The 22,391-nt window shown below is 67.8% G+C and carries 25 protein-coding genes; 13 read left to right on the forward strand and 12 right to left on the reverse strand.

Features of this window, described 5'->3' with window-relative positions; translation table 11 throughout:
• The 9 genes from H2037_RS05480 to H2037_RS05520 form a co-directional block, all read left to right on the forward strand.
• A partial coding sequence (locus H2037_RS05480; RefSeq protein ID WP_292118766.1) for a DnaB-like helicase C-terminal domain-containing protein occupies window positions 1-798 on the forward strand: 798 nt, incomplete at its 5' end.
• A 47-nt stretch (window positions 799-845) separates the two neighbouring features.
• Window positions 846-1,097 carry a hypothetical protein gene (locus tag H2037_RS05485; RefSeq protein ID WP_292118768.1) on the forward strand — a complete coding sequence of 84 codons (252 nt, stop codon included), beginning with the start codon at window positions 846-848 and terminating at the stop codon, window positions 1,095-1,097.
• A gap of 38 nt (window positions 1,098-1,135) precedes the next feature.
• Window positions 1,136-2,200 (forward strand): alanine racemase, encoded by a 1,065-nt coding sequence (gene alr / locus H2037_RS05490; protein ID WP_292118772.1) that lies wholly within the window; start codon window positions 1,136-1,138, stop codon window positions 2,198-2,200.
• A gap of 49 nt (window positions 2,201-2,249) precedes the next feature.
• A complete protein-coding gene (radA, locus tag H2037_RS05495) occupies window positions 2,250-3,620 on the forward strand; it encodes a DNA repair protein RadA (RefSeq protein ID WP_292118774.1) in 1,371 nt (456 codons plus the stop codon).
• A gap of 29 nt (window positions 3,621-3,649) precedes the next feature.
• Window positions 3,650-4,246: a CvpA family protein gene (locus H2037_RS05500; protein WP_292118775.1), complete on the forward strand. Its 597-nt coding sequence runs from the start codon at window positions 3,650-3,652 to the stop codon at window positions 4,244-4,246.
• A gap of 26 nt (window positions 4,247-4,272) precedes the next feature.
• Window positions 4,273-5,778 (forward strand): amidophosphoribosyltransferase, encoded by a 1,506-nt coding sequence (purF, locus tag H2037_RS05505; RefSeq protein WP_292118776.1) that lies wholly within the window; start codon window positions 4,273-4,275, stop codon window positions 5,776-5,778.
• A gap of 13 nt (window positions 5,779-5,791) precedes the next feature.
• Window positions 5,792-6,103, forward strand: a complete 312-nt coding sequence (locus H2037_RS05510) for a hypothetical protein (RefSeq protein WP_292118777.1) — start codon at window positions 5,792-5,794, stop codon at window positions 6,101-6,103.
• A gap of 26 nt (window positions 6,104-6,129) precedes the next feature.
• A complete protein-coding gene (locus H2037_RS05515) occupies window positions 6,130-6,474 on the forward strand; it encodes a VOC family protein (RefSeq protein WP_292118778.1) in 345 nt (114 codons plus the stop codon).
• A 40-nt stretch (window positions 6,475-6,514) separates the two neighbouring features.
• Window positions 6,515-7,267 carry an SDR family NAD(P)-dependent oxidoreductase gene (locus H2037_RS05520; RefSeq protein WP_292118781.1) on the forward strand — a complete coding sequence of 251 codons (753 nt, stop codon included), beginning with the start codon at window positions 6,515-6,517 and terminating at the stop codon, window positions 7,265-7,267.
• A 7-nt stretch (window positions 7,268-7,274) separates the two neighbouring features.
• Here H2037_RS05520 and H2037_RS05525 read toward each other — a convergent pair whose 3' ends face one another.
• Window positions 7,275-8,159, reverse strand: a complete 885-nt coding sequence (locus H2037_RS05525; RefSeq protein WP_292118783.1) for an oxidoreductase — start codon at window positions 8,157-8,159, stop codon at window positions 7,275-7,277.
• A 144-nt stretch (window positions 8,160-8,303) separates the two neighbouring features.
• Between H2037_RS05525 and H2037_RS05530 the strand changes: the two genes are divergently transcribed.
• Window positions 8,304-9,197 (forward strand): AraC family transcriptional regulator, encoded by an 894-nt coding sequence (locus H2037_RS05530; protein ID WP_292118785.1) that lies wholly within the window; start codon window positions 8,304-8,306, stop codon window positions 9,195-9,197.
• Between the two features lie 5 nt (window positions 9,198-9,202).
• Here H2037_RS05530 and H2037_RS05535 read toward each other — a convergent pair whose 3' ends face one another.
• The 9 genes from H2037_RS05535 to H2037_RS05575 all read right to left on the reverse strand — a co-directional run bounded on the left by H2037_RS05535 (window position 9,203) and on the right by H2037_RS05575 (window position 16,315).
• Window positions 9,203-9,652 carry a lysozyme inhibitor LprI family protein gene (locus tag H2037_RS05535; RefSeq protein ID WP_292118788.1) on the reverse strand — a complete coding sequence of 150 codons (450 nt, stop codon included), beginning with the start codon at window positions 9,650-9,652 and terminating at the stop codon, window positions 9,203-9,205.
• 25 nt (window positions 9,653-9,677) lie between these two features.
• Window positions 9,678-10,166: an NUDIX domain-containing protein gene (locus H2037_RS05540; protein ID WP_292118790.1), complete on the reverse strand. Its 489-nt coding sequence runs from the start codon at window positions 10,164-10,166 to the stop codon at window positions 9,678-9,680.
• 4 nt (window positions 10,167-10,170) lie between these two features.
• The gene (gene der / locus H2037_RS05545) at window positions 10,171-11,790 is read right to left on the reverse strand and encodes a ribosome biogenesis GTPase Der (protein WP_292118791.1); all 1,620 of its coding nucleotides are present in this window, start codon (window positions 11,788-11,790) and stop codon (window positions 10,171-10,173) included.
• A 32-nt stretch (window positions 11,791-11,822) separates the two neighbouring features.
• Window positions 11,823-13,202, reverse strand: a complete 1,380-nt coding sequence (locus H2037_RS05550) for a PQQ-binding-like beta-propeller repeat protein (RefSeq protein WP_292118794.1) — start codon at window positions 13,200-13,202, stop codon at window positions 11,823-11,825.
• Between the two features lie 23 nt (window positions 13,203-13,225).
• Entirely contained in the window at window positions 13,226-13,972 is a 747-nt protein-coding gene (locus H2037_RS05555) for a tetratricopeptide repeat protein (RefSeq protein ID WP_292118796.1), read from the reverse strand.
• Between the two features lie 80 nt (window positions 13,973-14,052).
• A complete protein-coding gene (gene panB, locus H2037_RS05560; protein ID WP_292118799.1) occupies window positions 14,053-14,889 on the reverse strand; it encodes a 3-methyl-2-oxobutanoate hydroxymethyltransferase in 837 nt (278 codons plus the stop codon).
• A gap of 57 nt (window positions 14,890-14,946) precedes the next feature.
• Window positions 14,947-15,348 carry a hypothetical protein gene (locus tag H2037_RS05565; RefSeq protein ID WP_292118800.1) on the reverse strand — a complete coding sequence of 134 codons (402 nt, stop codon included), beginning with the start codon at window positions 15,346-15,348 and terminating at the stop codon, window positions 14,947-14,949.
• On the reverse strand, window positions 15,335-15,895 hold the full coding sequence (locus H2037_RS05570) for a sigma-70 family RNA polymerase sigma factor (RefSeq protein ID WP_292118802.1): 561 nt from the start codon (window positions 15,893-15,895) through the stop codon (window positions 15,335-15,337). The genes H2037_RS05565 and H2037_RS05570 overlap by 14 nt, the downstream gene beginning before the upstream one ends.
• A 24-nt stretch (window positions 15,896-15,919) precedes the next feature.
• Window positions 15,920-16,315, reverse strand: coding sequence for a DUF6249 domain-containing protein (locus tag H2037_RS05575; protein WP_292118804.1), 396 nt, complete (start codon window positions 16,313-16,315; stop codon window positions 15,920-15,922).
• Window positions 16,316-16,563: 248 nt separating this feature from the next.
• Here H2037_RS05575 and H2037_RS05580 point away from each other — a divergent pair, with 248 nt between their 5' ends.
• Both H2037_RS05580 and H2037_RS05585 read left to right on the forward strand, forming a co-directional pair.
• The gene (locus H2037_RS05580; RefSeq protein WP_292118807.1) at window positions 16,564-17,061 is read left to right on the forward strand and encodes a hypothetical protein; all 498 of its coding nucleotides are present in this window, start codon (window positions 16,564-16,566) and stop codon (window positions 17,059-17,061) included.
• An 18-nt stretch (window positions 17,062-17,079) separates the two neighbouring features.
• Window positions 17,080-17,319 carry a DUF2188 domain-containing protein gene (locus H2037_RS05585; protein WP_292118810.1) on the forward strand — a complete coding sequence of 80 codons (240 nt, stop codon included), beginning with the start codon at window positions 17,080-17,082 and terminating at the stop codon, window positions 17,317-17,319.
• Window positions 17,320-17,326: 7 nt separating this feature from the next.
• On the opposite strand, the gene H2037_RS05590 is transcribed toward H2037_RS05585, so the two are convergent.
• Complete coding sequence (locus tag H2037_RS05590; protein ID WP_292118812.1) at window positions 17,327-17,680, reverse strand: arsenate reductase; 354 nt, start codon at window positions 17,678-17,680, stop codon at window positions 17,327-17,329.
• 120 nt (window positions 17,681-17,800) lie between these two features.
• On the opposite strand from H2037_RS05590, the gene H2037_RS05595 reads away from it, so the two are divergent.
• Window positions 17,801-19,612 (forward strand): ATP-binding protein, encoded by a 1,812-nt coding sequence (locus H2037_RS05595; RefSeq protein WP_292118816.1) that lies wholly within the window; start codon window positions 17,801-17,803, stop codon window positions 19,610-19,612.
• On the opposite strand, the gene H2037_RS05600 is transcribed toward H2037_RS05595, so the two are convergent.
• Entirely contained in the window at window positions 19,613-22,231 is a 2,619-nt protein-coding gene (locus H2037_RS05600; RefSeq protein ID WP_292118819.1) for a TonB-dependent receptor, read from the reverse strand.
• Window positions 22,232-22,391: the final 160 nt, after the last annotated feature.

The raw sequence follows: 22,391 nt of genomic DNA on the forward strand, positions 1-22,391 counted from the left end.
CTGGCGACCAACATGGCCTTCAACGTGGCCCGCGCCTATCAGTGGGAGCCGACGCCGGAGGGCCGCAAGACGGTCAACGGCGGGGTGGTGGCCTTCTATTCGCTGGAAATGAGCGCCGAACAGCTGGCCATGCGGATCCTGGCCGACGCCTCGGGCGTGTCGTCGGACAAGCTGCGCAAGGGCGAGATCGACGCCACCGACTTCGGCAAGCTGCGCGACGCGGCGGTCGAGATCGGCGAGAGCCCCCTCTACATCGACGCCACCGGCGGTCTGTCCATGTCCAAGCTGGCGGCGCGGGCGCGGCGGCTGAAACGGATGGAGCATGGGCTGGACCTGATCATCGTTGACTATCTTCAGCTGGTCACGACCGGCGACAGCGGCGGCCAGAAGAACCGGGTGCAGGAGGTGTCCGAGATCACCGGCGGGCTGAAGGCCCTAGCCAAGGAGCTGTCGGTGCCGATCATCGCCCTGTCGCAGTTGTCGCGTCAGGTCGAGCAGCGCGAGGACAAGCGGCCCCAGTTGTCCGACCTGCGCGAATCCGGCTCGATCGAGCAGGACGCCGACTGCGTGATGTTCGTCTATCGAGAGAGCTACTACCTGGGCCGGGCCGAGCCGCGCGAGGGCACCGAGGAGCACCTGCAATGGCAGCAGGACATGGACCGGCTGCAAGGCCAGGCCGAGGTGGTCATCGGCAAGCAACGCCACGGCCCCATCGGCATCGTCAAACTGGCCTTCGACGCCGAGACTGTCCGCTTCGGCAACCTCGCGCACGGCTATGAGGAAGTCAGCTACGAATAGGGGTCGCGCCGGTTGACCTGGGCCGCGAACAGGCCCCTTGGGTGCGGATGGCCAGCGAAACCGTCTATATCCTCCAGACCTATGTCCAGGGCCGCGGGAAGGCCCTGAGGGCCGAGCCACAGGTCGGCTGCAAGGACGCCGAGGAGGCGCGCCGCAAGGCCGAGCGCCTGGCGCCGCTGCGGCTGGGCGTGGTGGCCTTCTCCGTCTCGGCGGATACCGAGATGGGCGATTATGACGAGCATCCGACCATCATCTTCAAGTCCGGCCAACTGCCGCCGCCGTTCGCCGACGAGGACTGAGCCCTTCCATCGCCGGAAACTTGCGCCATAAGGGCCCCATGCCCTCCCCCGCCTTGCTGTCCGTCGATCTGAGCGCCCTGGCGCGCAACTTTCGCACCCTGGAAACCGTCGCCGGCGCGCCTGTCTATCCGGTGGTCAAGGCCGACGCCTATGGACTGGGCGCCGCCGCCTGCGCGACCCGGCTGATGGCCGAGGGGGCGCGCAGTTTCTTCGTCGCACGAGCGGCCGAGGGCGTGGCCTTGAGGGCGGCGCTGGGACCAGAAGGCTCGGGCGGGCCCGCCATCCATGTGCTGGACGGGTGCGCCGGAGAGACGGCGCAAGACCTCAAGGCGGCGGACCTGCGGCCGGTGCTGAACAATCCCGATCAACTGCGGACCTGGACTGCGGCCGGCGGCGGCGCCTGCGGTCTGCAGATCGACACCGGCATGAACCGGCTGGGCTTCCGCCCCGAGGACGCGCCCGAACCCTTCGACGGCCTGGGCCTGGTGATGAGCCATCTGGCCTGCGCCAACACGCCGGACCAGCCGATGAACCGGCGCCAGCGCGACGCCTTCGCCGCCGCCGCCGCCCGTTATCCGGGCGTGACCCGGTCGCTGGCCAACTCCGGCGGATGTTTCCTGGGGCGCGACTTCGCCTTCGACGCCGTGCGGCCGGGCATATGTCTGTATGGCGGCGGGCCGGAGGGTCGGCCGGATGCGCGGATCGCGCCCGTGGCCACCCTGTCGGCCGAAGTATTGCAGGTGCGCGAGGTGCCGGCGGGCGAGAGCATCGGCTATGCGCGCGGCTTCGTCGCCGACCGTCCGGTGCGAGCGGCCGTGATCGCCATCGGCTATGCGGACGGGGTGACGCGCGCCTTCGGGCCACGCGGCGCGGTCTGGGTGGCCGGCGAGACCCGGCCTCTGCTGGGGCAGGTGTCGATGGACGTCTGCACCACGGATGTGACGGGACTGGAGGTGGCCGTCGGCGACCGCGTGGAACTGTTCGGCGCCAATCGGCTGCTGGACGAGGCTGCGGCCGCGGCCGGGACGGTCAGTTATGAACTCTTGACCGGGATCAGGCCCCGCGTGGAACGCCTCCATACCGAAGACTGCGACCGGAACTGACGCAGACCTGGGCGATACGGTCGCGCCCTCCGCCCTGCTAAGGAAGTCCATGGCTCGCGATTCCGCCCTCTATGTCTGTCAGTCCTGCGGCACGGTCCACGGCAAATGGTCGGGCCAGTGTTCGTCGTGCGGACAGTGGAACACCCTGAGCGAAGAGAGCCGGTCGGCGCCCCCCGGCGCGATCAAGCCGTCGGCGGCCGCCTCGGCGCGCGGACGGGGTCTGCAGTTCGAGACGCTTCAATCCGACACCCCCGAGCCGCCGCGCCTGACCACGGGCGTGGCCGAGTTCGACCGGGTCTGCGGCGGCGGCGTGGTGCCCGGCTCGGCCATTCTGCTGAGCGGCGATCCGGGGGTGGGCAAGTCGACCCTGCTGCTGGAGGTGGCGGCCAAGGCGGCCCTGCGCGGGTCGCGCATCGCCTATATTTCGGGCGAGGAGGCGGTCGAACAGATCCGGGCGCGGGCCAAGCGGATGGGGCTGGAGCAGGCGCCGGTCAATCTGGCGGCGGCGACGGCCCTGCGCGACATTCTGGGCACGCTGAAGCGCGAACAGTTCGACATCGTCATCGTCGATTCGATCCAGACCCTGTGGTCCGACGTGCATGAGAGCGGGCCGGGCTCGATCACCCAGGTCCGGGCCTGCGCCGGCGAAATGGTGCGGCTGGCCAAGACCCAAAGCGTGGCGGTGATCCTGGTCGGCCATGTGACCAAGGACGGCCAGGTGGCGGGGCCGCGCGTGGTCGAACACCTGGTGGACGCCGTCATGACCTTCGAGGGCGAGCGCGGCTATCCGTTCCGCATCCTGCGCGCCGGCAAGAACCGGTTCGGGGCCACCGACGAGATCGGGGTGTTCGAAATGGGCGACAGCGGCCTGCGCGAAGTGGCCAATCCGTCCGCCCTGTTCCTGGGCGAGGGCAAGGAGCGAGCGCCGGGCGCCGCCGTCTTCGCCGGGATCGAGGGGTCGCGACCGGTGCTGGTCGAGATGCAGGCCCTGGTGGCGCCGTCCGCCTATGGCACGCCGCGGCGGGCGGTGGTGGGCTGGGACTCGGGTCGTCTGGCCATGCTGCTGGCGGTGCTGGAGGCGCGCTGCGGCCTGGGGTTCGGCGACAAGGACGTCTATCTGAACGTGGCGGGCGGCCTGCGGATCAACGAGCCCGCGGCCGACCTGGCGGCGGCGGCGGCCCTGATCAGTTCGGCCCTGGACATGCCCCTGCCCCAGGGCTGCGTCGTCTTCGGCGAGATCGGCCTGTCGGGCGAGGTGCGCAGCGTCGGTCGGGCCGAGGCGCGACTGCGCGAGGCGCAGAAACTGGGCTTCGACCAGGTGCTGGGTCCGACCCTGACGGTCAAGACCAAGGGGGTGAAGGTGACATCCGCGACGCGATTGACGGATGTGGTCGAACGAATCTCGCAAAACCGCTATTAGACAAGCGCAACAGCCGCCTGGACCCCTGAGTGACCGGTTACGACGTCTTCGCCATCGTGGTGATCCTGTTCTCCGCAGCGGCCGGCTGGGTGCGCGGCGGGGTGCGCGAGGTCATCACCCTGCTCAGCGCCCTGCTGGCGGCCCTGGTCGCCCTGGTGACCCTGCCGTGGACGGCGCTTCTGGGACGCGCCCTGGTCAATCCTGACTGGGCCGGGACCATACTGGCGGCGGTGGTCGCCTTCTTCATCGTCTATTTCGGCATCCGCATCTTCGGATCCTTCCTGTCGAAGCGCGCCCAGGCCCATCCGCAGCTGGGCGGGGTCGATCGGTTCATCGGCGTCTTCGTCGGCGCGGGCCGGGCCTTGGTGCTGTTGGGGGCCATCCATCTGGTCATCGTCGCCGCCATGCCGGGCGAACGGACGCCGCGCTGGCTCAGCGAAGCGGCCCTTTACAAGGTCAGCGCCGTGGGGGCCCGGGCCATCCAGATAGTCCTGCCCGGCATAGGCCGGGGGGTCGATGCGATCACACCCGTCGTCGATTCGTCCGTGCGCAAAGGATTTTCGGACGACGAAGCCTTGCCCTCGACGCAATCCAAGACTAACTCGCCGCGCGAAGCCGCCCCTTAAGTTTCCCCGGTCATCGGAGCCCCACGATGCGCCACCATATCGCCGATCCCGTCGTTCACCGCGAGCACTGGCGCGAGCCGGAGGATGACCAGCTGCGGCTGGAGTGCGGCGTCTGCGGCGTCTGGGGCGCCGACGAGGACGAGGGGTCGGCTGTCGTGGCCCTGGGCCTGCACGCCCTGCAACACCGGGGCCAGGAAGCCTGCGGCATCGCCAGCATCAAGGAAGATCGCTTCTACACCGAGCGGCACCAGGGTCTGGTGGGCGAGGCCTTCGGCGGCGCCGACCTGATGACCCGCATGCCCGGCCGCGCGGCCGTGGGCCACACGCGCTATTCCACCGCCGGCGGCAGCTTTCTGCGTAACATCCAGCCGATGTTCGCCGATCTGGACCAGGGCGGCATCGCCATCGCCCACAACGGCAATCTGACCAATTTCAAGTTCCTGCACAGCCAGCTGGTCAGCGAAGGCGCCATCTTCCAGTCGACATCGGACTCGGAAGTCATCCTCCACCTGATCGCCCGCAGCCGTAAGGCCAAGATCGTCGACCGCTTCATCGACGCCCTGGCGCGGATCGAGGGCGGATACGCCCTGGTCGCCCAGACCCGCCACAAGATGATCGGCGCCCGCGACCCGCTGGGCATCCGCCCGCTGGTGCTGGGCCAGATCGGCGACGGCTGGGTGCTGGCGTCCGAGACCTGCGCCCTGGACATGATGGGCGCGACCTTCGTGCGCGACGTCGAACACGGCGAGGTCGTGGTCATCGACGACAACGGCGTGGAATCGATCAAGCCCTTCCCGGCCCGCGCCGCCCGCCCCTGCCTGTTCGAATACGTCTATTTCTCGCGCCCGGACTCGGTCGTGAACGGCCGCTCGGTCTATGAGGTCCGCAAGGCGATGGGCCGGGGCTTGGCCCGCGAACTGGGCGTGGACGCCGACATCGTCGTGCCCGTGCCCGACTCGGGCGTGCCGGCCGCCCTGGGCTACGCCCAGGAAAGCGGCATCCCCTACGAGATGGGCATCATTCGCAGCCACTATCTGGGCCGAACCTTCATCCAGCCCAGCCAGGGCGCCCGTCAAAAGGGCGTGCGGATGAAGCACAGCCCCAACAAGTCGGCCCTGGAAGGCAAGCGGGTCGTCCTGATCGACGACTCCATCGTGCGCGGCACCACCTCGGTCAAACTGGTCCGGGCCGTGCGCGCGGCGGGGGCCAAGGAGGTTCACCTGCGTTCGGCCAGCCCGCAGATCCTGTTCCCCGACTTCTACGGCATCGACATGCCGGAGCGGGCGCAACTGCTGGCCGCCAACAAGACGCTGGAAGAGATGCGCGAGATGCTGGAGGTCGATTCGCTGGGCTTCCTGTCCATCGACGGCCTGTATCAGGCGATGGGCGAGACGGGCCGCAACAACGCCCATCCGCAGTTCACCGACCACTATTTCACCGGCGACTATCCCACCCGCCTGCTGGATCGCGAGATCGAGGAAGGCGGCCGGGAGTTTTCGGCGCGGCAACTTTCACTTTTGGTGAGCGCCTGATACCCTGAGGTTTATGGCGCACAACCTTGCCCAAAGAGAGCAATCTGGCGACGGCCCGGCCTTTCTGGCCCGGCTCATCCGTCGCCTACTGGCCATCGTCGCACTGCTCTGCGGCCTCAATCTGTTTCTCGTTCAACATGAGGCCGCCCAATCACCTTCCGGCATTGCGGGATTGGTCTGCGGGCTGGGTATTGGAATGACGTGGCGGGCCATACGCAAAACGACCCTCCCCTCGGCGCTCTGGCTGGGTGTGGGCCTGATCGCCATCCTATTGGCCGCAACAGCCGCCTACTGGATCGCCAAGGCGCTGGTCGGCGGAAACTGAACGCCGACTGGAGCGCTTAGAACAGCATGAAAAACCGGCTCGGCTACTTCTTCATGGAGACGCCCGACGTCGAGAGGGCCCAGACCTTCTACGCCGGTCTGTTCGGCTGGACGTTCGAGCATGACACTCCGACCTATACCCATGTGCGGGCGGCCGGCGCCGAGGGGGAAACCGCATTCGGCATAGTGAAGGGCGAGAAGAAGGATTTTTCGCACCTGTTCTTCCAGGTGGCCGACGTGGACGCCGCCTGCAGGCGGGTGACGGAACTGGGCGGTCGGGCCTCCATGCCAGCCGATGCCGCATCAGGCCGCAACGCCATCGTCTGCGACGACCAGGGCGTCAGTTTCGGCCTGTGGTCGCCGCCGGCCTGATGGGCTTTGCGGTTGCGTCTGACGCGCGCTAATCAGGCCTATGTCTGAACTTCCGCTCTCTGATCGTATCGCACTCGTCGTCGGCGCCTCGCGCGGCATAGGCTATGAGAGCGCTCTGGCCCTGGCCAGGGCCGGCGCCCACGTCGTCGCGACGGCGCGGACCCAGGGCGGGCTGGAAGAGCTGGACGACGCCATATTCGCCGCCACCGGCAAGCACGCGACCCTGGTCCCGTTCGACCTGGTGGACGGCGGCGGCATCGACCGGCTGGGCGGCGCCATCTTCGAACGGTTCAAGCGGCTGGACGTCTGGGTCCAGGCGGCGGCGACCATGGGGCCGTCAGGCCTGACGCCCGTGGCCCACGCCGATCCGCGCGAATTCGCCAAGGTGGAGAAGGTGAATTTCACCGGCGTCTATCGGCTGATCCGCTCGCTTGAGCCGCTGCTGCGCGCCTCGGACGCCGGGCGGGTCATCCATCTGACCTCCAGCGTCGCCGCCACGCCCCGCGCCTTCTGGGGCATGTACGCGGCGACCAAGGCCGGGGCCGAGGCCCTGATGAAGGCCTGGGCGGACGAGGTGGAGAGCACCCCGATCCGCGTCAGCATCGTCGACCCCGGCCGGATGCGCACCGCCATGCGCGCCCAGGCCTTCCCGGGCGAAGACCCTCAGACCCTGCCCCATCCTTCGGAGATCGGGTCCCTGATGGTGGAACTGGCGCGCGCAGACCTGACGCCGCCGCCGACGGTCAGGTTCCGCGACTGGCGGGACGCGCCGACGACGGAAGCCCTGGTCTAGGCCGGGGTCAGCCCCAGGCGCTGGCGCCCGGTTCCTCACGGAAAGCGAAGTCGCCGTCGGTGGAGGCGGACAGGTCGCGCCAGGCCTCCAGCTCCGTCGTCAGACCGGCGATCTTGCCCTCGATCATGCCCAGGGCGTCCGTCCCGGCGGCCCATCGCACGGGCGGATTTTCGGCATTGGACAGGGCCACCAGAGCCTGACCCAGTCTTGCCGGATCCCCCGCCTGGTTATGACTGCGCGCCTCATAGAATTCGCGAAGCGCGGCCGAGGCCTGGGCGTAGTCGGCGATGGGATGGGCGGCGTAGACGACCGAGGAGGCGTCCAGGAAGTCGGTGCGGAAGAAGCCCGGCTCGACGATGGTGACATGGACGCCAAAGGGGCTGACCTCCTGGGCGATCGACTCGCTGAAGCCCTCGACGGCGAATTTGGATGCGCAATAGATCGCGCCGGACGCCCCGCCGACCATGCCCCCCACGGACGAGATGTTGAACACATGCCCCGAACCCTGGGCCCGCATGACCGGCAGGACGGCGCGGGTCATGTCGAACAGGCCGAAGACATTGGTGTCGAACTGGATGCGCGCGTCGTGGCTGGTCGTCTCCTCGAAGATGCCGAGGTGGCCATAACCGGCATTGTTGACCAGGACGTCGATACGGCCAAAACGGGCCATGGCCGCCTCCACAGCGGCGTCGATGGCGGCCGTGTCTGTGACGTCTAGAGCCACGGACAGGACGTTGTCGCTGTCGGGGCCGAACGCCTTGATCAGGGCGTCGCGGTTTCGCCCCGCGACGACGACGCGGTCGCCGGCGTCCAGTGCGGCGCGGGCGATGCCGGCGCCCAGTCCCCGGGCCGCGCCGGTGACGAGCCAGGTCTTTTGAGTGGTAGGTGTCATGGGAAGTCTCCTCTGTCTGACGAGGCGGAGAAGACGCCGTTTCAGCCGCACAGCGTTAGAGCGATCCGGGCGTTCTCTTGCACAATCCTGTCAAACTCCGCCCATCGGCTTGCGCGCACGCGACGACGGGCGTTGGATGCGTCCATGAGCCTCTTGCCCGAAATGACCGACATCATCGCGCGCCATGCGCCGCCGGACCTGTCGCGCTCCGCCGTGCCTGGCCTGCGCCTGTATGGCAGCGACACGCAGACGCGGATGATCGCCGTGGCCTATGATCCCATGCTGTGCCTGGTGGTGTGCGGCGCCAAAAAGACGATCCTGGGCGAGACGGTCTATTCCTATCGGGCCGGAGACTGTCTGGTGGTGTCGGCGGAACTGCCGGTGTGCGGCAGCATCGTCGAGGCGCCCTATCGCGCCCTCAGCTTCGACCTGAACCCCGCGACCATCGCCGACCTGATGCTGGAGATCGAAGCCCCCGCCGCCTCGGATCAGCCGCCGCCGACAGGAATCCGTGTGACCCGCCTGGAAGACGAATTGCTGGAGCCCATGGCCCGCCTGTTGCGCCTTCTGGATCGACCCGGCGAGATCGCCGTGATGACGCCGATGATCGAGCGCGAACTGGTCTGGCGCCTGCTCCACAGCCGACACGCCGCCACCGTCCGTCAGATCGGCTCGACCGAAAGCCGCCTGTCGGGCGTCAACCGCGCCATCCGCTGGATCCGCGCCAATTACGCCCGTCCGATGCGGATCGAAGAGCTGTCGGACATGGCGGGGATGAGCCTGTCGACCTTCCACCGGCATTTCCGCACCGTGACGACCATGAGCCCGCTGCAGTTTCACAAACAGGTGCGGCTGCGGGAGGCGCGCGCCCGTCTTCTGAGCGGCGGCGACGGCGCGGCCGAGACGGGATTCGCCGTCGGCTATGACAGCCCCTCGCAGTTCAGCCGCGAATACGCTCGCCAGTTCGGCCTGCCCCCCGGCCGCGACGCGGCGCGAATGCGCGAAGGCCTGACGGCGAGCGACGCTCTGGCGGTCTGAACCCGCTATTTTGCAGGAGGAGACGCTGGACCTACGGGCTCAGGCAGGATCGGGGGCGTCGCGTCAGCGTAGGTCAGGAAGTCGCGCCAGATCACCTGGGTCCGCTCCCGGGTCATTCGGGTGCTGCAGCTCAGGGCCATGAGGGTGCGGATCGTGCCGCCGCTCCAACGGTTGTAGACGCCGTTACAGACAATGTCCCTGTAAGCGACCCAGGCGGTCTGGCCGTTGTCCAGATAGGCGCGCTGGGAAGACGCCGGCCCGTTGTCGCTCGCGCCCTGGTCGTCGGCCAAAGCCTTTCGGCGCGCGGCGGCGAGGTAGGTTTCCATCCGCTCGGTCTCCGCCGCCAGATCCCGGGCGGCGCAGGCGTTGATCTGGGGCGTCGTCATGGCCTCGGCGCAGTCCGCGGGCGCGACGGGGCTCTGGGCGATCAGGACGGCGGCGATAAGGGTAAGCATAGGCCACCTCCGAGAAGGCCCCATCTTAACCCGGTTGCGCCCCCTGCTCCACCATCAGTCCTTCGATGATGTCGGCCAGATCGTCGGGCCAGACGGTCTCGGCGGAGGCGCGGATTTCGGCGGCGCTCCACCAGCGGTGTTCGGCCAGGACGCGCTGTTCCTCCTCGGTCCAGCCGCTGGAGGACAGGGCGAAAGCCTCGGCGCGCAACAGGAAGAATCTCTGATCCACATCGGCCATGCGGCCGTCCGGCAGGCGGAAGCTGACCCGGCGGCGCGCCACCTGCGGACCGGGATCGGCGACGGTCAGGCCGGTCTCCTCGAACAGTTCGCGGCGGGCGGCGTCCTCATAGGTCTCGCCCGGATCGACGCCGCCGCCGGGTGTGGCCCAGAATTCGGAGCCGGCGATGGGGCCCTCGAGGAAGGCGAAACGGAACAGCAGCACCCGCCCCTGCCCGTCCAGGATCAGCCAACGCGAGGTCGGCCGGTCGGGAAGGACAGGCTCGACCGCGCTCATGGCGTCACTTCTTGGCGCCGCCCTTTTGGCCGGTGCGGATACGGCCGGAGCGCGAGACCTGGCGGGCGCCGCCGCGGGCGCCCTTCTGAACCGCCACCGACGAGCCCGCCTTCTTGGACGCGCTGGACTTCAGACCGCCCAGGACCTTGGGCTGGGCCTTGCGGGTCTTTTTCTGCTCCAGCGCCTTGCCGGGCAGTTTGGACAGGGCCTCTTCCTTCTCGGCCTTCTTGACCCGGCGGGGCGCGGTCTTGGCGTCGCCCTTGTAGCGTTCGGGACCGGACTTGGCGCCGCCCTCGGCATAAGGGTTCACGCCGCTGGACTTGACGTCCAGGCGGATGGGCGTGCCGGGCAGGTCGAAGCTCTCGCGGATCGAATTGACCAGATAGCGCTTGTAATGCTCCGGCATCGACTCGGCGCGATTGGCCATCAGCACGAAGGTCGGCGGACGGGCCTTGGTCTGGGCGATGTATTTCGGCTTGATCCGTTTGCCGTCCACGGCGGGAGGCGGGTGCCGCTGGGTGGCCATGGACAGCCAGGTGTTCAGGTCCTTGGTCTTCACCTTGACCGACCAGGTGTCATAGGCCTGAAGCACGGCGGGCATCAGGCGTTCGACGCCACGGCCCGAGTGCGAGGACAGGGCCACGAACGGCGAGCCCTTCAGCTGAGGCAGCTTGTCCTCGGCCATGGCTTTCAGCTTGGCCATGCGAGCCTGGGGCTCGTCTTCCAGGTCCCATTTCGACGCGACATAGACCAGGGCGCGGCCTTCGCGCTCGACCAGGTCGGCCAGCTGCAGGTCCTGAGTGTCGAAGGCGTCGTCCTTGTCCATCATCAGGATGACGACTTCGGCAAAGGTGATGGCGCGGATGGTGTCGGCGACCGACAGCTTCTCCAGCTTCTCCTGCACCCGCGCCTTGCGACGCATGCCCGCCGTATCGACCAGACGGATGTTCTTGCCCTCGAACGTCCAGTCGACCGAAATGGAGTCGCGGGTGATGCCCGCTTCCGGCCCGGTCAGCAGGCGGTCGTCGCCGATCAGACGGTTGATCAGGGTGGACTTGCCGGCGTTGGGGCGGCCGATGACGGCGATGCGGATCGGCTTGTCCGGCTCGTCGATCTCTTCGATGAAGATGTCTTCGGAGGCGGCGCGGATGGCCTTGTACAGGTCGGCCATCCCCTCGCCGTGCTCGGCCGAGATGGCGACCGGCTCGCCGAAGCCCAGGGCGTGCGCCTCGCCGACGCCGCCGCCGCTTTCGCGGCTCTCGGACTTGTTGGCCAGCAGGATGATGGGCTTGTGCACCTTGCGCAGGCGCTCGGCGAAGATCCGGTCCAGCGAGGTTACGCCTTCACGGGCGTCCATCATGAACATGACCAGTTCGGCGTCATCGAGCGCGGCCTCGGTCTGCTCGCGCATCCGGGCTTCCAGGCTGTCGTCGGTGACGTCCTCGTAGCCCGCCGTGTCGATCAGCGTCAGATCCATGTCGCCGATATTGCCGTCGGCGTAGCGCCGGTCGCGCGTCACGCCGGGGCGATCGTCGACCAGCGCAAGGCGCTTGCCGACGAGGCGATTGAACAGGGTCGACTTGCCCACATTGGGGCGGCCGACGATGGCGACCTTAAGAGCCATGTCGGCTTTCTAGCGTAATTCGGGCTGAAAAGTCAGCGGATGCAGATCAGCTGACCATTGTCGGTCAGCACATACAGGGCGCCGTTGTAGGCGGCGGGAGCGATATAGGCGGGCGCGCCCAGGTTCAGCGTGGCCTGGGCCTCGCCGGTCTTCGGGTCGAAGGCCACGGCCTCGCCATAGGAATTGACCATCACCAGACGGTTGGAGGCCAGCAGCGGACCCGACCATTGCGGATAGATGGTGCGACGACCGAAGCGCAGGAAGCCGCCGACCTTGCGCGACCGTCCGTCGTTCAGTTCGCGGGTCCAGTAGATCTGGCCGGTATCGCGGTTGACGGTGACCAGTTGACCCGACTTGGAAACGACGAAGACCACGTCGCCGACCGGCAGGGGCGCGTTCACGCCGGTGATCGGCAGTTGCCACTTGGGCTGGCCGGACCGCAGGTCCAGAGCCGACAGGACGCCCGAGTGGCTGACGCCATAGACCATGCCGCGGCTGACGACCGGACGGCCGGCGACGTCGCGAACCTCCGACAGGGCGCTGGTGCGGCTGGTGCGCGACAGGGTCTCTTCCCACAGCGGCTGGCCGTTCAGGGCGCTGAGCGCGACGAGTTGGCCCGACGAGAAGGGGGCGATGACCGTATTGCCGGTGACGGCCGGGCTGGAGGCCCGCATCACGCGCGCCGGCTCGGCGATGCCGCGATAGGTCCAGTCCTGGGCGCCGGTGTTGACGTCGAAGGCGAACAACTGGCTGTCGACATCGACGACGAAGACGTGCGACCCGGCCACCGTCGGCGCGCCATGGATCGGGGAATCGACCGGCTGGGTCCAGACGACCGCGCCGGTTGCGGCGTCGAGGGCGGTCACGGAGCGATAGCCGGACGAGACGAAGACCTTGCCGCCCGCGACGGCCACGCCGCCGCCAAAGCCGCCGTTGCGGTCACGGTCCGCGTCCTTGACGTTGGCCTTCCACAGGATGGCGCCGGTGTCGGCGGAGACGGCCGACACGGTGGATTCGCCGTCCAGAACGAAGATCTTGCCGTCAGCGGCGACGATCGGCGCCATGACGTTGCCGACACGGGCCGAACCCTCGCCGATGTCGCGCTTCCAGGCGACCCGGAAGTCGGGAGCGGCGATCACATGTTCGACCAGGTTCTCCGCCGTTCCGCCCGGCTGGGTCCAGGCCGTCGCGGCCTGGGGACCCGGCAGGAAGAAGCTGCGGCCCGACAGGGCGGCCGACGGCGTCAGCTGCTGTTCGAACTCCAGCACCGAGATCCGGTCGCCGGCGGAGGCGGTCGCGCCGGGATCGTCCTTCTTGCCCAGACCGAAGGGCAGGTTGCGGCTGACCGCGCCGCAGGAGGCCATGGTCGTGGCGACGCCGCAGATCAGCGCGACTTTCAGAACTCGGTTCATCGGGGGCGTCCTGTAAGGGGTCGTCACTGTTGGCTCGGAGCGGCCGTGGTCGACGCATTCGCTGCGCCGGCGGCGGGCGGGGTCGCCGTCTTGGCCGCGGCGGCGATGTCCTTGAGCGCGCCCGCCGTGCCGGCGTCGATGGTGGCGACGGCGATATTGGCGCGCTGGCGCACGTCGTCGGGCACGTCCTGGCCCAGTTGCAGCAGGACCAGAGCCTCGCGGGCTTCCTTGACCTTGCCGTGTTGCAGACGGGCCAGGGCCAGGGCTTCCTGGGCGAAGGCGTGCAGCGGACGATCGTCCTCGGCCAGCGGCGTCAGCCGGGCCTCGATATCGGCCAGGGGGGCGGTGTCCATGACCAGGAAGGCGGCCTTCAGGGCGGGCGGGTCCGACAGGATCGGATCGCTCGACGCCTTGGCGGCCTCGTCGAACAGGCGGACGGCGTCGGGAATCTTGTCGGCGGTCACGGCCAGACCGGCCTGCTGCTGCAGGGCCAGAACCTTGTAGGCGCCGTTGCCTTCCTTGATCGCTTCCTCGAAGGCCAGACGGGCCTCGGCGGGCTTGTCGGCGCGCAGGGCCTCCATGCCGCGATCATAGGCTTCGGCGGCCTTGGCGGCCTTGCTCGAATTCAGGCTGTCCCAGCCCCACCAGCCCAGGGCGGCGACCAGGGCGACCACCAGGACCACGCCCGCGACGGGCAGCCAGGTGCGGGCCAGGCGCTTGTACCGGTCGGAGCGAAGCTCCTCCTCGACCTGTTCGAAGACATCAACCACTGAAACGTCGCCCCAAAATCGCTAAAAGCAAACCGGCGCGGACCCTAGAAGGTCGGCTCCCCGCCCGCAACGTCGTTCCGTTACTGCGAAGCCGGCTTTTTCGAGAAGTAGGTCTCGACTTCGGCAGGAAAACGGCGGGTTTTCACATCATTGGCGAAAGCGGCGGCGGCGCGGTCGATCTCGGTGCGCAGATCGGCGTATTTGCGGACGAATTTCGGGGTCCAGTCGAACAGGCCCAGCATGTCGTTGACCACCAGAACCTGACCGTCGCAGGCGGCCGAGGCGCCGATGCCGATGGTGGGGACGTCCAGGCTCTCGGTGATATCGCGGGCCAGCGATTCGGCCACCCCCTCGATGACGATGCAGAAGGCGCCGGCCTCGGCTGTGGCCTTTGCTTCCGCCATGACACGGTCGCGCTCGACGTCGGTGCGGCCCTTGGCCCTGAAACCGCCCTCGGCCAGAATCGCCTGGGGACGCAGGCCCACATGGCCCATGACGGGAATGCCGCGTTTGACCAGGAAGGCGACGATCTCGGCCAGTTCGATGCTGGTCTCCAGCTTCACCGCCTGGGCGCCGGTCTCCTTCATCACCCGAACGCAGGCGTCGTAGGCGGCCTCCCGACTTCCTTCGTAGGCGCCGAACGGCATGTCGACGACCACCAGGGCTCGGCGCGAACCCCGCACCACCGCCTGGCCGTGCAGGATCATCATTTCCAGCGTCACGCCCACGGTGTTCGGCAGGCCGTGCACCGCCATGCCCACACTGTCGCCAACCAGAAGCACATCGCAGTGTGGATCCAGCAGGCCCGCCATAGGGGCGTCATAGGCCGTCAGACAGACGATGGGCTCGCCGCCCTTGCGACCGGCGATATCGGGCACGGAGATGCGTTTGACGGTCTCCTGGACATGAACGGACATCGCGGGCCTCCTGACGTGAAGCGGGTCAGATAGGCGCGCCGACCGCCCGAGTCACCCTCACACCTCCTGCGACAGCTTCACCAGGCCCGCAGCCAGAACGGCGAAGACCGCCCCGGCCACGATCCAGAAGGCCATCATGCCCGAGCCGTCCATCAGGTCGAACGACCCCACGCCCAAACCGTCCAGGCTGGACTGAGCCGCGCCCTGGGCCGCGGCGGCCGCCGTTCGCATGCCTTGCGACAGAGTGGTCTCGCCGTCGGTGGAGAAGTTGAAATTGACCCCCTCGCGCACCGCCAGAACGCCGCCGAACAGGCCGGCCGCCGTCAGGGCCAGGGTCCGCCAACGCGACCGCTTCTCCATGCTGGCCTGAACGGTGGCCAGAAACAGGGCCTCGTCAGCCAGTCGCGGGTTCTGTGCGAACAGCCGCTCGATCATGGGATCGAATTCATCCGCCGACATGGGTCGACCTCCCGCCTGATGCCGCCGCCGGCTGAAGCCGGGCGCGGAGTTTATCCAGACCACGTTTGACATGTGACTTCACCGTGCCGAGCGGCAAATTCATGGCCGCCGCGATTTCGGGATGGGACATCCCCGCGCCGTGGCACAGGGAAACACAGACCCGCTCAGTCTCGCCGAGCGTCTTCAAGGCCTCGTCCAGATCCATGCTCCCCGCCTGATCGACGACCACATCGGCCTCTTCGGCTTCGACTTCCGCGACATAGCGGGCCTCTCGGGCGACGCGCTTCAGATAGAGGCGCGCGGCGATCTTCTTGATCCATCCCGCGAAGGTCCCCTGCCCCCGGAATTCCGAACAGCGCTGGAACCCTTGCAGAAAGGCGTCCTGCGCCACGTCGTCGGCCAGGGACGGGGCGGCGCCCATGCGGCGCAACAGGCCCCGGACCGCCGACCCGTGCCGGCGGACCAGTTCGCCATACTCCCGCCGCCCGCCAGCCGCCGCCTGGGCGGCCAGCTCGACGTCGTGGAGATCGCGCAAGGATTTGCTCATGACCTCACCCCCCTCAGGCCGACTTCAGGCCTTGTTGGGGTTGAAGAAGCCGAGGATGATGAAGGCGACGCCGATGGCGATCGGGATACAGGCGAGGCCGAGCAAAGCCTGTTCGCCATTGCCGCCCCATTCGCGGACGCTGGATTGCAAGACGAGCGCAAACCCGGCGAGGCCGGCGCCCCCCGCAAGGCTCAGCACGCCCTTTCGGAGGTCCTTGGTGCGCGACGGCAGGTTTTTCTGCACGTCCTTGGTCATGGCGTCGATCAGTTCGGGGGGAAGGGTCTGGCCCTTGTCGACCGCATGCCGGACCGTCAGCTGCATTTCGCGACGATCGCGATTCTTGAGGAAAGACGGCCCGACGACGACCGCGACGATCGAGGAGAAGATGATGAAAACGATGAAGATGGGGGTGGCGTCCATGAGAGATGTTCTTTCGATCCGGGTGCGACAGCCTGATGCGGCGGCCTTCTGATCACAAGAGGCTGCGGGATGAGCTCACGGATGCGCGGCGCAAGGTGAAATCTTTGTAAGGTCGGGCCGCGCCCCCCGCGTCGTCTTCTCAGCCCTGTCCTCGCGTCGAAATCTAAGCTCGACAGCCGCAGGCGCACGCGCGATCCTCGGCTCAGTTCGCTGGCGTACGTGGTTCCAACCTTTCACGCGAGGTCGCGATGCTGCTTCCCCAACTGTCCGCCCTGGGCTGGTTTCACACCCTGGGCAGCCTGCCGGCCGTGCCGCTGGCGCTCTATCTGCTGATCCGGCACGGGCGCATCCCGCCGGACAAGCCGCTGGGCAAGGCCTTCCTGATCTTCATGTTCATAGGCTCCGTCTCGGGCGTTCTCGTGATCAAGGACGCGCCGGGCGTGGCCATCTCGATCCTCAGCCTAGGATCTCTGGTCGTCGGCTCGACGGTCGGATCGATCCCGCCGCTGGCGAACCACCGCTGGTGGATCGAGACGGTGGCGCTGAGCACCGCCGTCTTCACCCTGTTCCTGCCCAGCGTGACCGAGACCCTGACGCGTCTGCCGGCCGGCGACCCGATCGCCGCCAGCCCCGCCGCGCCGCTGGTCGTGGCCTTCCAGCTGTCGCTGGTCGTCGTCCTGATCGTGGGAGTAACGCTGCAACTGCTGTTCCTGCGGCGGCCGGTTCGGGCTACGGTCCCCGCCTGACCCCGAAGGAGAGCTCCCATGACCCAAGTCACCTATCGCATCGTCGAACACGACGGGGGCTGGGCTTATAAGGTGGGGGACACCTATTCGGAGACCTTCTCAAGCCATGAGGCCGCCAAGGCCGCCGCGGTCCGCGCCGCGCGCGAACAGAAGGTGCCGGACGAGACCGCTTCTATCGAATACGAGACCACCGACGGCCAATGGCTGACCGAACGCGCCGACGGCCACGACCGCCCGGCGACCGAGGTCGAGGACTGACGCCGCCTCAGGCCTGGTCGAAGGCCGCGGCGTAAGCCTCGGGCTTGAAACCGATCAAGCGCCGGTCGCCCAGGTCCAGCACCGGGCGCTTGATCATCGACGGCTGGGCCAGCATCAGGGCGATGGCCTTGTCGCGGTCCAGGTCTGCCTTGTCCGCCTCGGGCAGTTTCTTGAACGTGGTCCCGGCGCGATTCAGCACCGTCTCCCAGCCGTGTTCGTCGATCCACTGTCCCAGCTTGCCCGCATCGGCGCCGGTCTTCTTGTAGTCCTGGAACACATGGTCGACGCCGTGCTGATCCAGCCAGACGCGCGCCTTCTTGACCGTGTCGCAGTTGGGGATTCCGTAGAGGACGACGGTCATTCGCATAGGCCTTTTAAGGGATGGAGGTCGGGGGCTAGATAATCATCCTGACCGGCGGGGAAAGACTATCTTCACGCCGGGGGATCTAGATCGTGTTCGCCCGCCAAGGACGGTCCGCGCATGATCACTTCCACAGTCATCAGACGCCTTCGTGCCTTGACCAAGGTCAGGGCTGCGCGTTTCGCCGCCCTGATGCTGGCGACCATGACGGCTGTGATCGCGGCCCTTATCATCGTGGTGTTCGAAAATCTGTCCACCATCCAAAGGGCCGATCGCTCGGTTCAGCGAACCGCGGTGATCGAGAACGCGGCGGCCGATCTGCTGGCGGCCGCGGTGGACCAGGAAGCCGGCGTCAGAGCCTATGTGGAAAGCGGCGGCGACCTCGCGTCCCTGGAGCCCTATTTCGTCGGTCAGGAGAAGTTCGCCGACCTGCTGCAGGTTCTATCGCGTCTGGCGTTCGACCATCCGTCCCAACTCGCCCGACTGCACAGCCTGCGCCAAGCCATCGATCATTGGCGCGCCGTCTATGCCGTGCCCCAATTATCGCACCCGCAAAGCCGAGTCGTCGATCCGGAAACGGCGCGGAAAGGCCGGGAGGCGATGAAGGAGGTTCGTCGCCTTCTGGGCGAGGTTCGAACACAGGAAGCCCTGGTCAGCCTGGAACGCTCGCGCGAGCGCGAGCGCGCCTACTCGACGGCCCGTTTCACCGTCGCCGGCGTCGGTCTGGGCGCCCTGGGCTTCGGCGGCGGCCTAGGTCTGTGGGCCGTCCGAGCCTCGGCGCGGCGCGAGCGAGACGCCGTGGCCTTCGCCCGGGCCAAGACCCAGACCCTGGCCATCGTCAGCCACGAAATCCGCACGCCCCTGAACGGCATGCTGGGCATGCTGCAGGTGATGGCGACCGAGCCGATGACGCCTGGCCAGAAGCAGCGTCTGGAGGTCGCGCTGGAATCCGGAGAGACCCTGACGGCTCTGCTGAACGATCTGCTCGACTCCTCCAAGATCGAGGCCGGGCGACTGGATCTGGTGGCGACCGACTTCGATCTGACCCGGATGCTGGCGCGCATTGAGGCGGCCTTCGGCGAGGTGGCGCGCAAGAAGGGCGTGGCCCTGCGGATCGAGGTCGCGCCCGAGGCGGCCGGCGACTGGATCGGCGACAAGGTTCGGATCGGCCAGATCCTGGCCAATCTGGTGTCCAACGCCGTGAAGTTCACCGATCAGGGCGAGGTGCGCGTCTCCGTCAGCGCCCCAACCGCCGACGGCATTCTAGTCGCCGTGAAAGACAGCGGCGTCGGCATGGACGAAACCACCCTGGATCGACTGTTCGCGCCCTATGCCCAGGCCAGCGCCACGACATCCCACACCCACGGCGGCACCGGGCTGGGCCTGTCGATCTCGCGCTCTCTTGCGCGTATGATGGGCGGCGAGATCGTGGTCGAGAGCGTGCCCGGTCAGGGCTCATGCTTTACGGTCTCGCTTCCGCTGCAGCGAGGCGTCGCCGTTACGGACGAGCCGCAAAACACGTCGAGCCTGTCCGACCTGCGTATTCTGGCGGCCGACGACAATCCCGTGAACCGCATGGTCCTGTCCGCGATCCTGGCCAACCTCGGCGTCGAGGTCACGGTGGTGGAGGATGGGGACCAGGCTGTCGCCGCGTGGCGCGACGGCGACTATGATCTGGCGCTGCTGGACCTGCGGATGCCGGTCTGCGACGGCTTCGAGGCCGCGCGACGGATCCGCGCGGAGGAGGCGTCGGGGCGGCGCATCCCGCTGGTGCTTCTGTCCGGCGACGTGTCCGCCCAGGTGAGGGAACAGGGCCGAGAGGCGGGGCTGGACGGCTTCGTGCCCAAGCCGCTGGACGTCCATACGCTGATCGATACGATCGCCGCCGCCCTGCCCCCTCAACGCCCGCCCGCGCGTCCGCTGGCCGCCTGATCAGAATCGTTTCGTCAGCGACAGGCTGAACACCCGCCCGCGCGTATCGGCGACGACCGGGTCGTAGCCGAAGGCGAACTGGGCCAGGGGCGGCGCCTTGTCGGCCAGGTTGACGACGCCCAGGGCCAGATCCAGATCGTCGCCGAGCGCGCGACCGTACAGCAGGTCGATCGTCGTCTGGCTGGCGATGGTCGTGTCGGTGATCCCCGCGCGGTCGTTGTCATAGCCGGAGGTGTAGTGGACCAGGCCGGTCAGGGCATGGACCCCGCCGCTCCAGCCCAGGGCGAACTCGCCGCGATTGCGCGGCAAGGACCGTCCGATATTGCCGAGATTGGTCGAGCCCACGCCCGAAACCTCGGTCGCGTCGTCGTTCAGTTGGATGTCGTAGCGATCGACATAGGTCCAGGTCGCCGAGGCCGTGGCGCGCCCGCCCCACAGGCCGCGGCCATAGCGGGCCGACAGGTCGATCCCCTGGGTCTCGATGGACGAGGCGTTGATGAAATAGAGCTGGACGAAGGTCAGGGCGCCGCTGTCCGAGCGGGTGATGCGCGACTGGGCGTCCGTGCCGGTCAGGCCCGCCGTCGTGTCGGCCGCCGCCTGATCAATGATTGCCTGGGCCGACTCCTTGACCACCTGATCCGTATAGTCGAACCGCCAGGCGTCGAGCCCCAGCTCCAGCCCGTCGAACGGACGCCACAGGGCGCCGAGGGTCAGGCTCTCGGACTTCTCGGGCTTCAGATCCGCATCGCCGGAGGTCAGGGTGTTGACGAAGACAAAGGCGCCGCGATCGAACACCGAGGGCTGGGAGGCCTGGGCGCCGGACTGGGCGTAGACCGAGGGGGCGCGGAAGCCCTGCCCCCAGGAGCCGCGCAGGGCGAAGCTGTCGAAGACGTCCCAGCGCACGGCGGCCTTGGGGCTGAACCGTCCCTCCCCGTCATAGGATTCGTAGCGCCCCGCCAGTTGCGCCTCGACCCGGTCGCCCAGATTGAGCCGCGCCTCGGCATAGGCCGCCAGCGCCTCCTGGTCGCCTTCGAAGTCGGGCGAATAGCCGGCGGTCAACAGGTCGCCGGCGTTGACCAGATCGCTCCAGTCGTGGCGGAAGGCGCTGCGGCGATACTGGACCCCCAGCGCCAGATCGACCGAACCCCCGGTCCAGTCCAGGGCCCGGCCGGCGGTCGAGGCGTCGGCGGTGATCAGGCTGGCCGCGCCGCGCAGGCCGGTCGAACCGATCAGACTGTCGATCAATTCAGCACTGTTGGCCGTGCCGGTCCCGAGATAGGCGCTGCCGAACGGGTTGAAATACTGGCAGGCGCCGACGCCCGGCCTGCCGGTCGCGGCGTCGCAGCCGGCGCCGCCCAGGCCGTTCAGGGCGTTCTGCAGGGCGCTGCCGATCACATCCGGCTTGTCATAGGCGACATGCTGACGGCTGGCGGTCGCGGCGAGGCTCCAGGTCCAGCCGCTGGAAAAATCGCCGTCCAGACCGGCGGCCAGACGCCAGGTCCGATAGTCGAACTCGGCCTTCGAGGCCCCGGCCTCGGCGCCCAGCAGTCGTCCACGAAACAGGACATCCTCGCCGAAGGGATTGTCGGGATGGGAGGCCGGCACGGTCAGCGACCGCGCCAGGATCGGCAGGGACGGCGTCTGGCGCGCGGTGGTCGAGGTCGCCGACCACGCCGCCTGCAGCGACAGGCGCATGTCCCCGACCGGTCGGCGATAGTCGGCGAACAACTGGGTCCGGGTCTCTTCCGGGGTCAGGTCGAAGAAGTCGGAATAGTCGAGACGGCAGAAGGCGTCCGTCGCACTGTTGCGATAGGCGGCGGTAAAGGCGGGATCGTCGCAGTCCGGATCGGGCGCATAGGTCCCCGTGCTGGGTCGGTAATAGGAGCCCGGCTGGCCATAGCTGGTCACGGCCGTCCAGGCGGCGCGGTCATAGGTCTCGGCCTGGGTGAAGTCCCGCTCGTCCGTGCTCAGGGCCGAGCGGTGGAAATGCGACGCGGCCAGGGTCAGGTCGCCGCCCATCAGGCCGAAACCGCCTATGGCCTCGATGACGCTCTCTTCCGATCCGTCGGCGACGGCGTATTTGGCGCCGACCTCGGGGCGTTCGACATCATGGCGGGTGATGAAGTTCACCACCCCGGCGACGGCGTCGGAGCCATAGACGGCCGAGGCGCCGTCCTTGACCACCTCGACCCTTTGCAGGGCGATCATGGGCACGAGCGAGTTGATGTCGACGAAGGCCGAACCGTCCGTGGCCACCACCGCGCTGGACGTCCAGCGCTGACCGTCGACCAGGACCAGGGTCGATCCCAGGCCCAGATTGCGCAGATTGAACTGGGCCGTGCCCGAGCTCTGCGGCTGGTTCAGCTGATCCACCTGAGCCTCCGAACCCGAGTTGGCCGTGACGAGGCGGACCAGTTGCGAGGCGTCGGCGATGCCGGCGGCGGCGATGGCGTCCCGACCGACCGTCTCCACCGGCGCGATCCGGTCGCCCCCGGCGATGCGCGAGCCGGTGACGACGATGTCGTCGATCTGGGCCCCATCATCCTGAGCTTGCGTGGCGAAAGCCGTCGCCAGCCATGCGACCGAAGCCGTCGCCATCAGGATCTTGCGCTGCGTCATCTCGATATTCCCCCACGGTTAGTGGCGGGCTTCTATCCAGTGATGCAGATTTGCGAAAGTGAATTTTTGCAACTTTGCAAATAGCCCATCGCGATTGAGGCGTTTCGCAGCATTGATCCCGCGATGTAACCGGTTACGGTACGCCAAACAAAAGAGCGGC

It is taken from the genome of Brevundimonas sp. (assembly GCF_013912065.1).
Lineage (GTDB): Bacteria > Pseudomonadota > Alphaproteobacteria > Caulobacterales > Caulobacteraceae > Brevundimonas.

What these genes read in the sequence shown, in the direction of transcription:
- H2037_RS05565 (WP_292118800.1), bottom strand. Translation starts at nt 15,348, where the DNA reads ATGTCGGCGGATGAATTCGATCCCATGATCGAGCGGCTGTTCGCACAG.
- H2037_RS05540 (WP_292118790.1), bottom strand. Translation starts at nt 10,166, where the DNA reads ATGAGCGCGGTCGAGCCTGTCCTTCCCGACCGGCCGACCTCGCGTTGG.
- alr (WP_292118772.1), top strand. Translation starts at nt 1,136, where the DNA reads ATGCCCTCCCCCGCCTTGCTGTCCGTCGATCTGAGCGCCCTGGCGCGC.
- H2037_RS05535 (WP_292118788.1), bottom strand. Translation starts at nt 9,652, where the DNA reads ATGCTTACCCTTATCGCCGCCGTCCTGATCGCCCAGAGCCCCGTCGCG.
- der (WP_292118791.1), bottom strand. Translation starts at nt 11,790, where the DNA reads ATGGCTCTTAAGGTCGCCATCGTCGGCCGCCCCAATGTGGGCAAGTCG.
- radA (WP_292118774.1), top strand. Translation starts at nt 2,250, where the DNA reads ATGGCTCGCGATTCCGCCCTCTATGTCTGTCAGTCCTGCGGCACGGTC.
- H2037_RS05595 (WP_292118816.1), top strand. Translation starts at nt 17,801, where the DNA reads ATGATCACTTCCACAGTCATCAGACGCCTTCGTGCCTTGACCAAGGTC.
- H2037_RS05600 (WP_292118819.1), bottom strand. Translation starts at nt 22,231, where the DNA reads ATGACGCAGCGCAAGATCCTGATGGCGACGGCTTCGGTCGCATGGCTG.
- H2037_RS05530 (WP_292118785.1), top strand. Translation starts at nt 8,304, where the DNA reads ATGAGCCTCTTGCCCGAAATGACCGACATCATCGCGCGCCATGCGCCG.
- H2037_RS05510 (WP_292118777.1), top strand. Translation starts at nt 5,792, where the DNA reads ATGGCGCACAACCTTGCCCAAAGAGAGCAATCTGGCGACGGCCCGGCC.
- panB (WP_292118799.1), bottom strand. Translation starts at nt 14,889, where the DNA reads ATGTCCGTTCATGTCCAGGAGACCGTCAAACGCATCTCCGTGCCCGAT.
- H2037_RS05525 (WP_292118783.1), bottom strand. Translation starts at nt 8,159, where the DNA reads ATGACACCTACCACTCAAAAGACCTGGCTCGTCACCGGCGCGGCCCGG.
- H2037_RS05520 (WP_292118781.1), top strand. Translation starts at nt 6,515, where the DNA reads ATGTCTGAACTTCCGCTCTCTGATCGTATCGCACTCGTCGTCGGCGCC.
- H2037_RS05570 (WP_292118802.1), bottom strand. Translation starts at nt 15,895, where the DNA reads ATGAGCAAATCCTTGCGCGATCTCCACGACGTCGAGCTGGCCGCCCAG.
- H2037_RS05485 (WP_292118768.1), top strand. Translation starts at nt 846, where the DNA reads ATGGCCAGCGAAACCGTCTATATCCTCCAGACCTATGTCCAGGGCCGC.
- H2037_RS05515 (WP_292118778.1), top strand. Translation starts at nt 6,130, where the DNA reads ATGAAAAACCGGCTCGGCTACTTCTTCATGGAGACGCCCGACGTCGAG.
- purF (WP_292118776.1), top strand. Translation starts at nt 4,273, where the DNA reads ATGCGCCACCATATCGCCGATCCCGTCGTTCACCGCGAGCACTGGCGC.
- H2037_RS05585 (WP_292118810.1), top strand. Translation starts at nt 17,080, where the DNA reads ATGACCCAAGTCACCTATCGCATCGTCGAACACGACGGGGGCTGGGCT.
- H2037_RS05550 (WP_292118794.1), bottom strand. Translation starts at nt 13,202, where the DNA reads ATGAACCGAGTTCTGAAAGTCGCGCTGATCTGCGGCGTCGCCACGACC.
- H2037_RS05590 (WP_292118812.1), bottom strand. Translation starts at nt 17,680, where the DNA reads ATGACCGTCGTCCTCTACGGAATCCCCAACTGCGACACGGTCAAGAAG.
- H2037_RS05580 (WP_292118807.1), top strand. Translation starts at nt 16,564, where the DNA reads ATGCTGCTTCCCCAACTGTCCGCCCTGGGCTGGTTTCACACCCTGGGC.
- H2037_RS05575 (WP_292118804.1), bottom strand. Translation starts at nt 16,315, where the DNA reads ATGGACGCCACCCCCATCTTCATCGTTTTCATCATCTTCTCCTCGATC.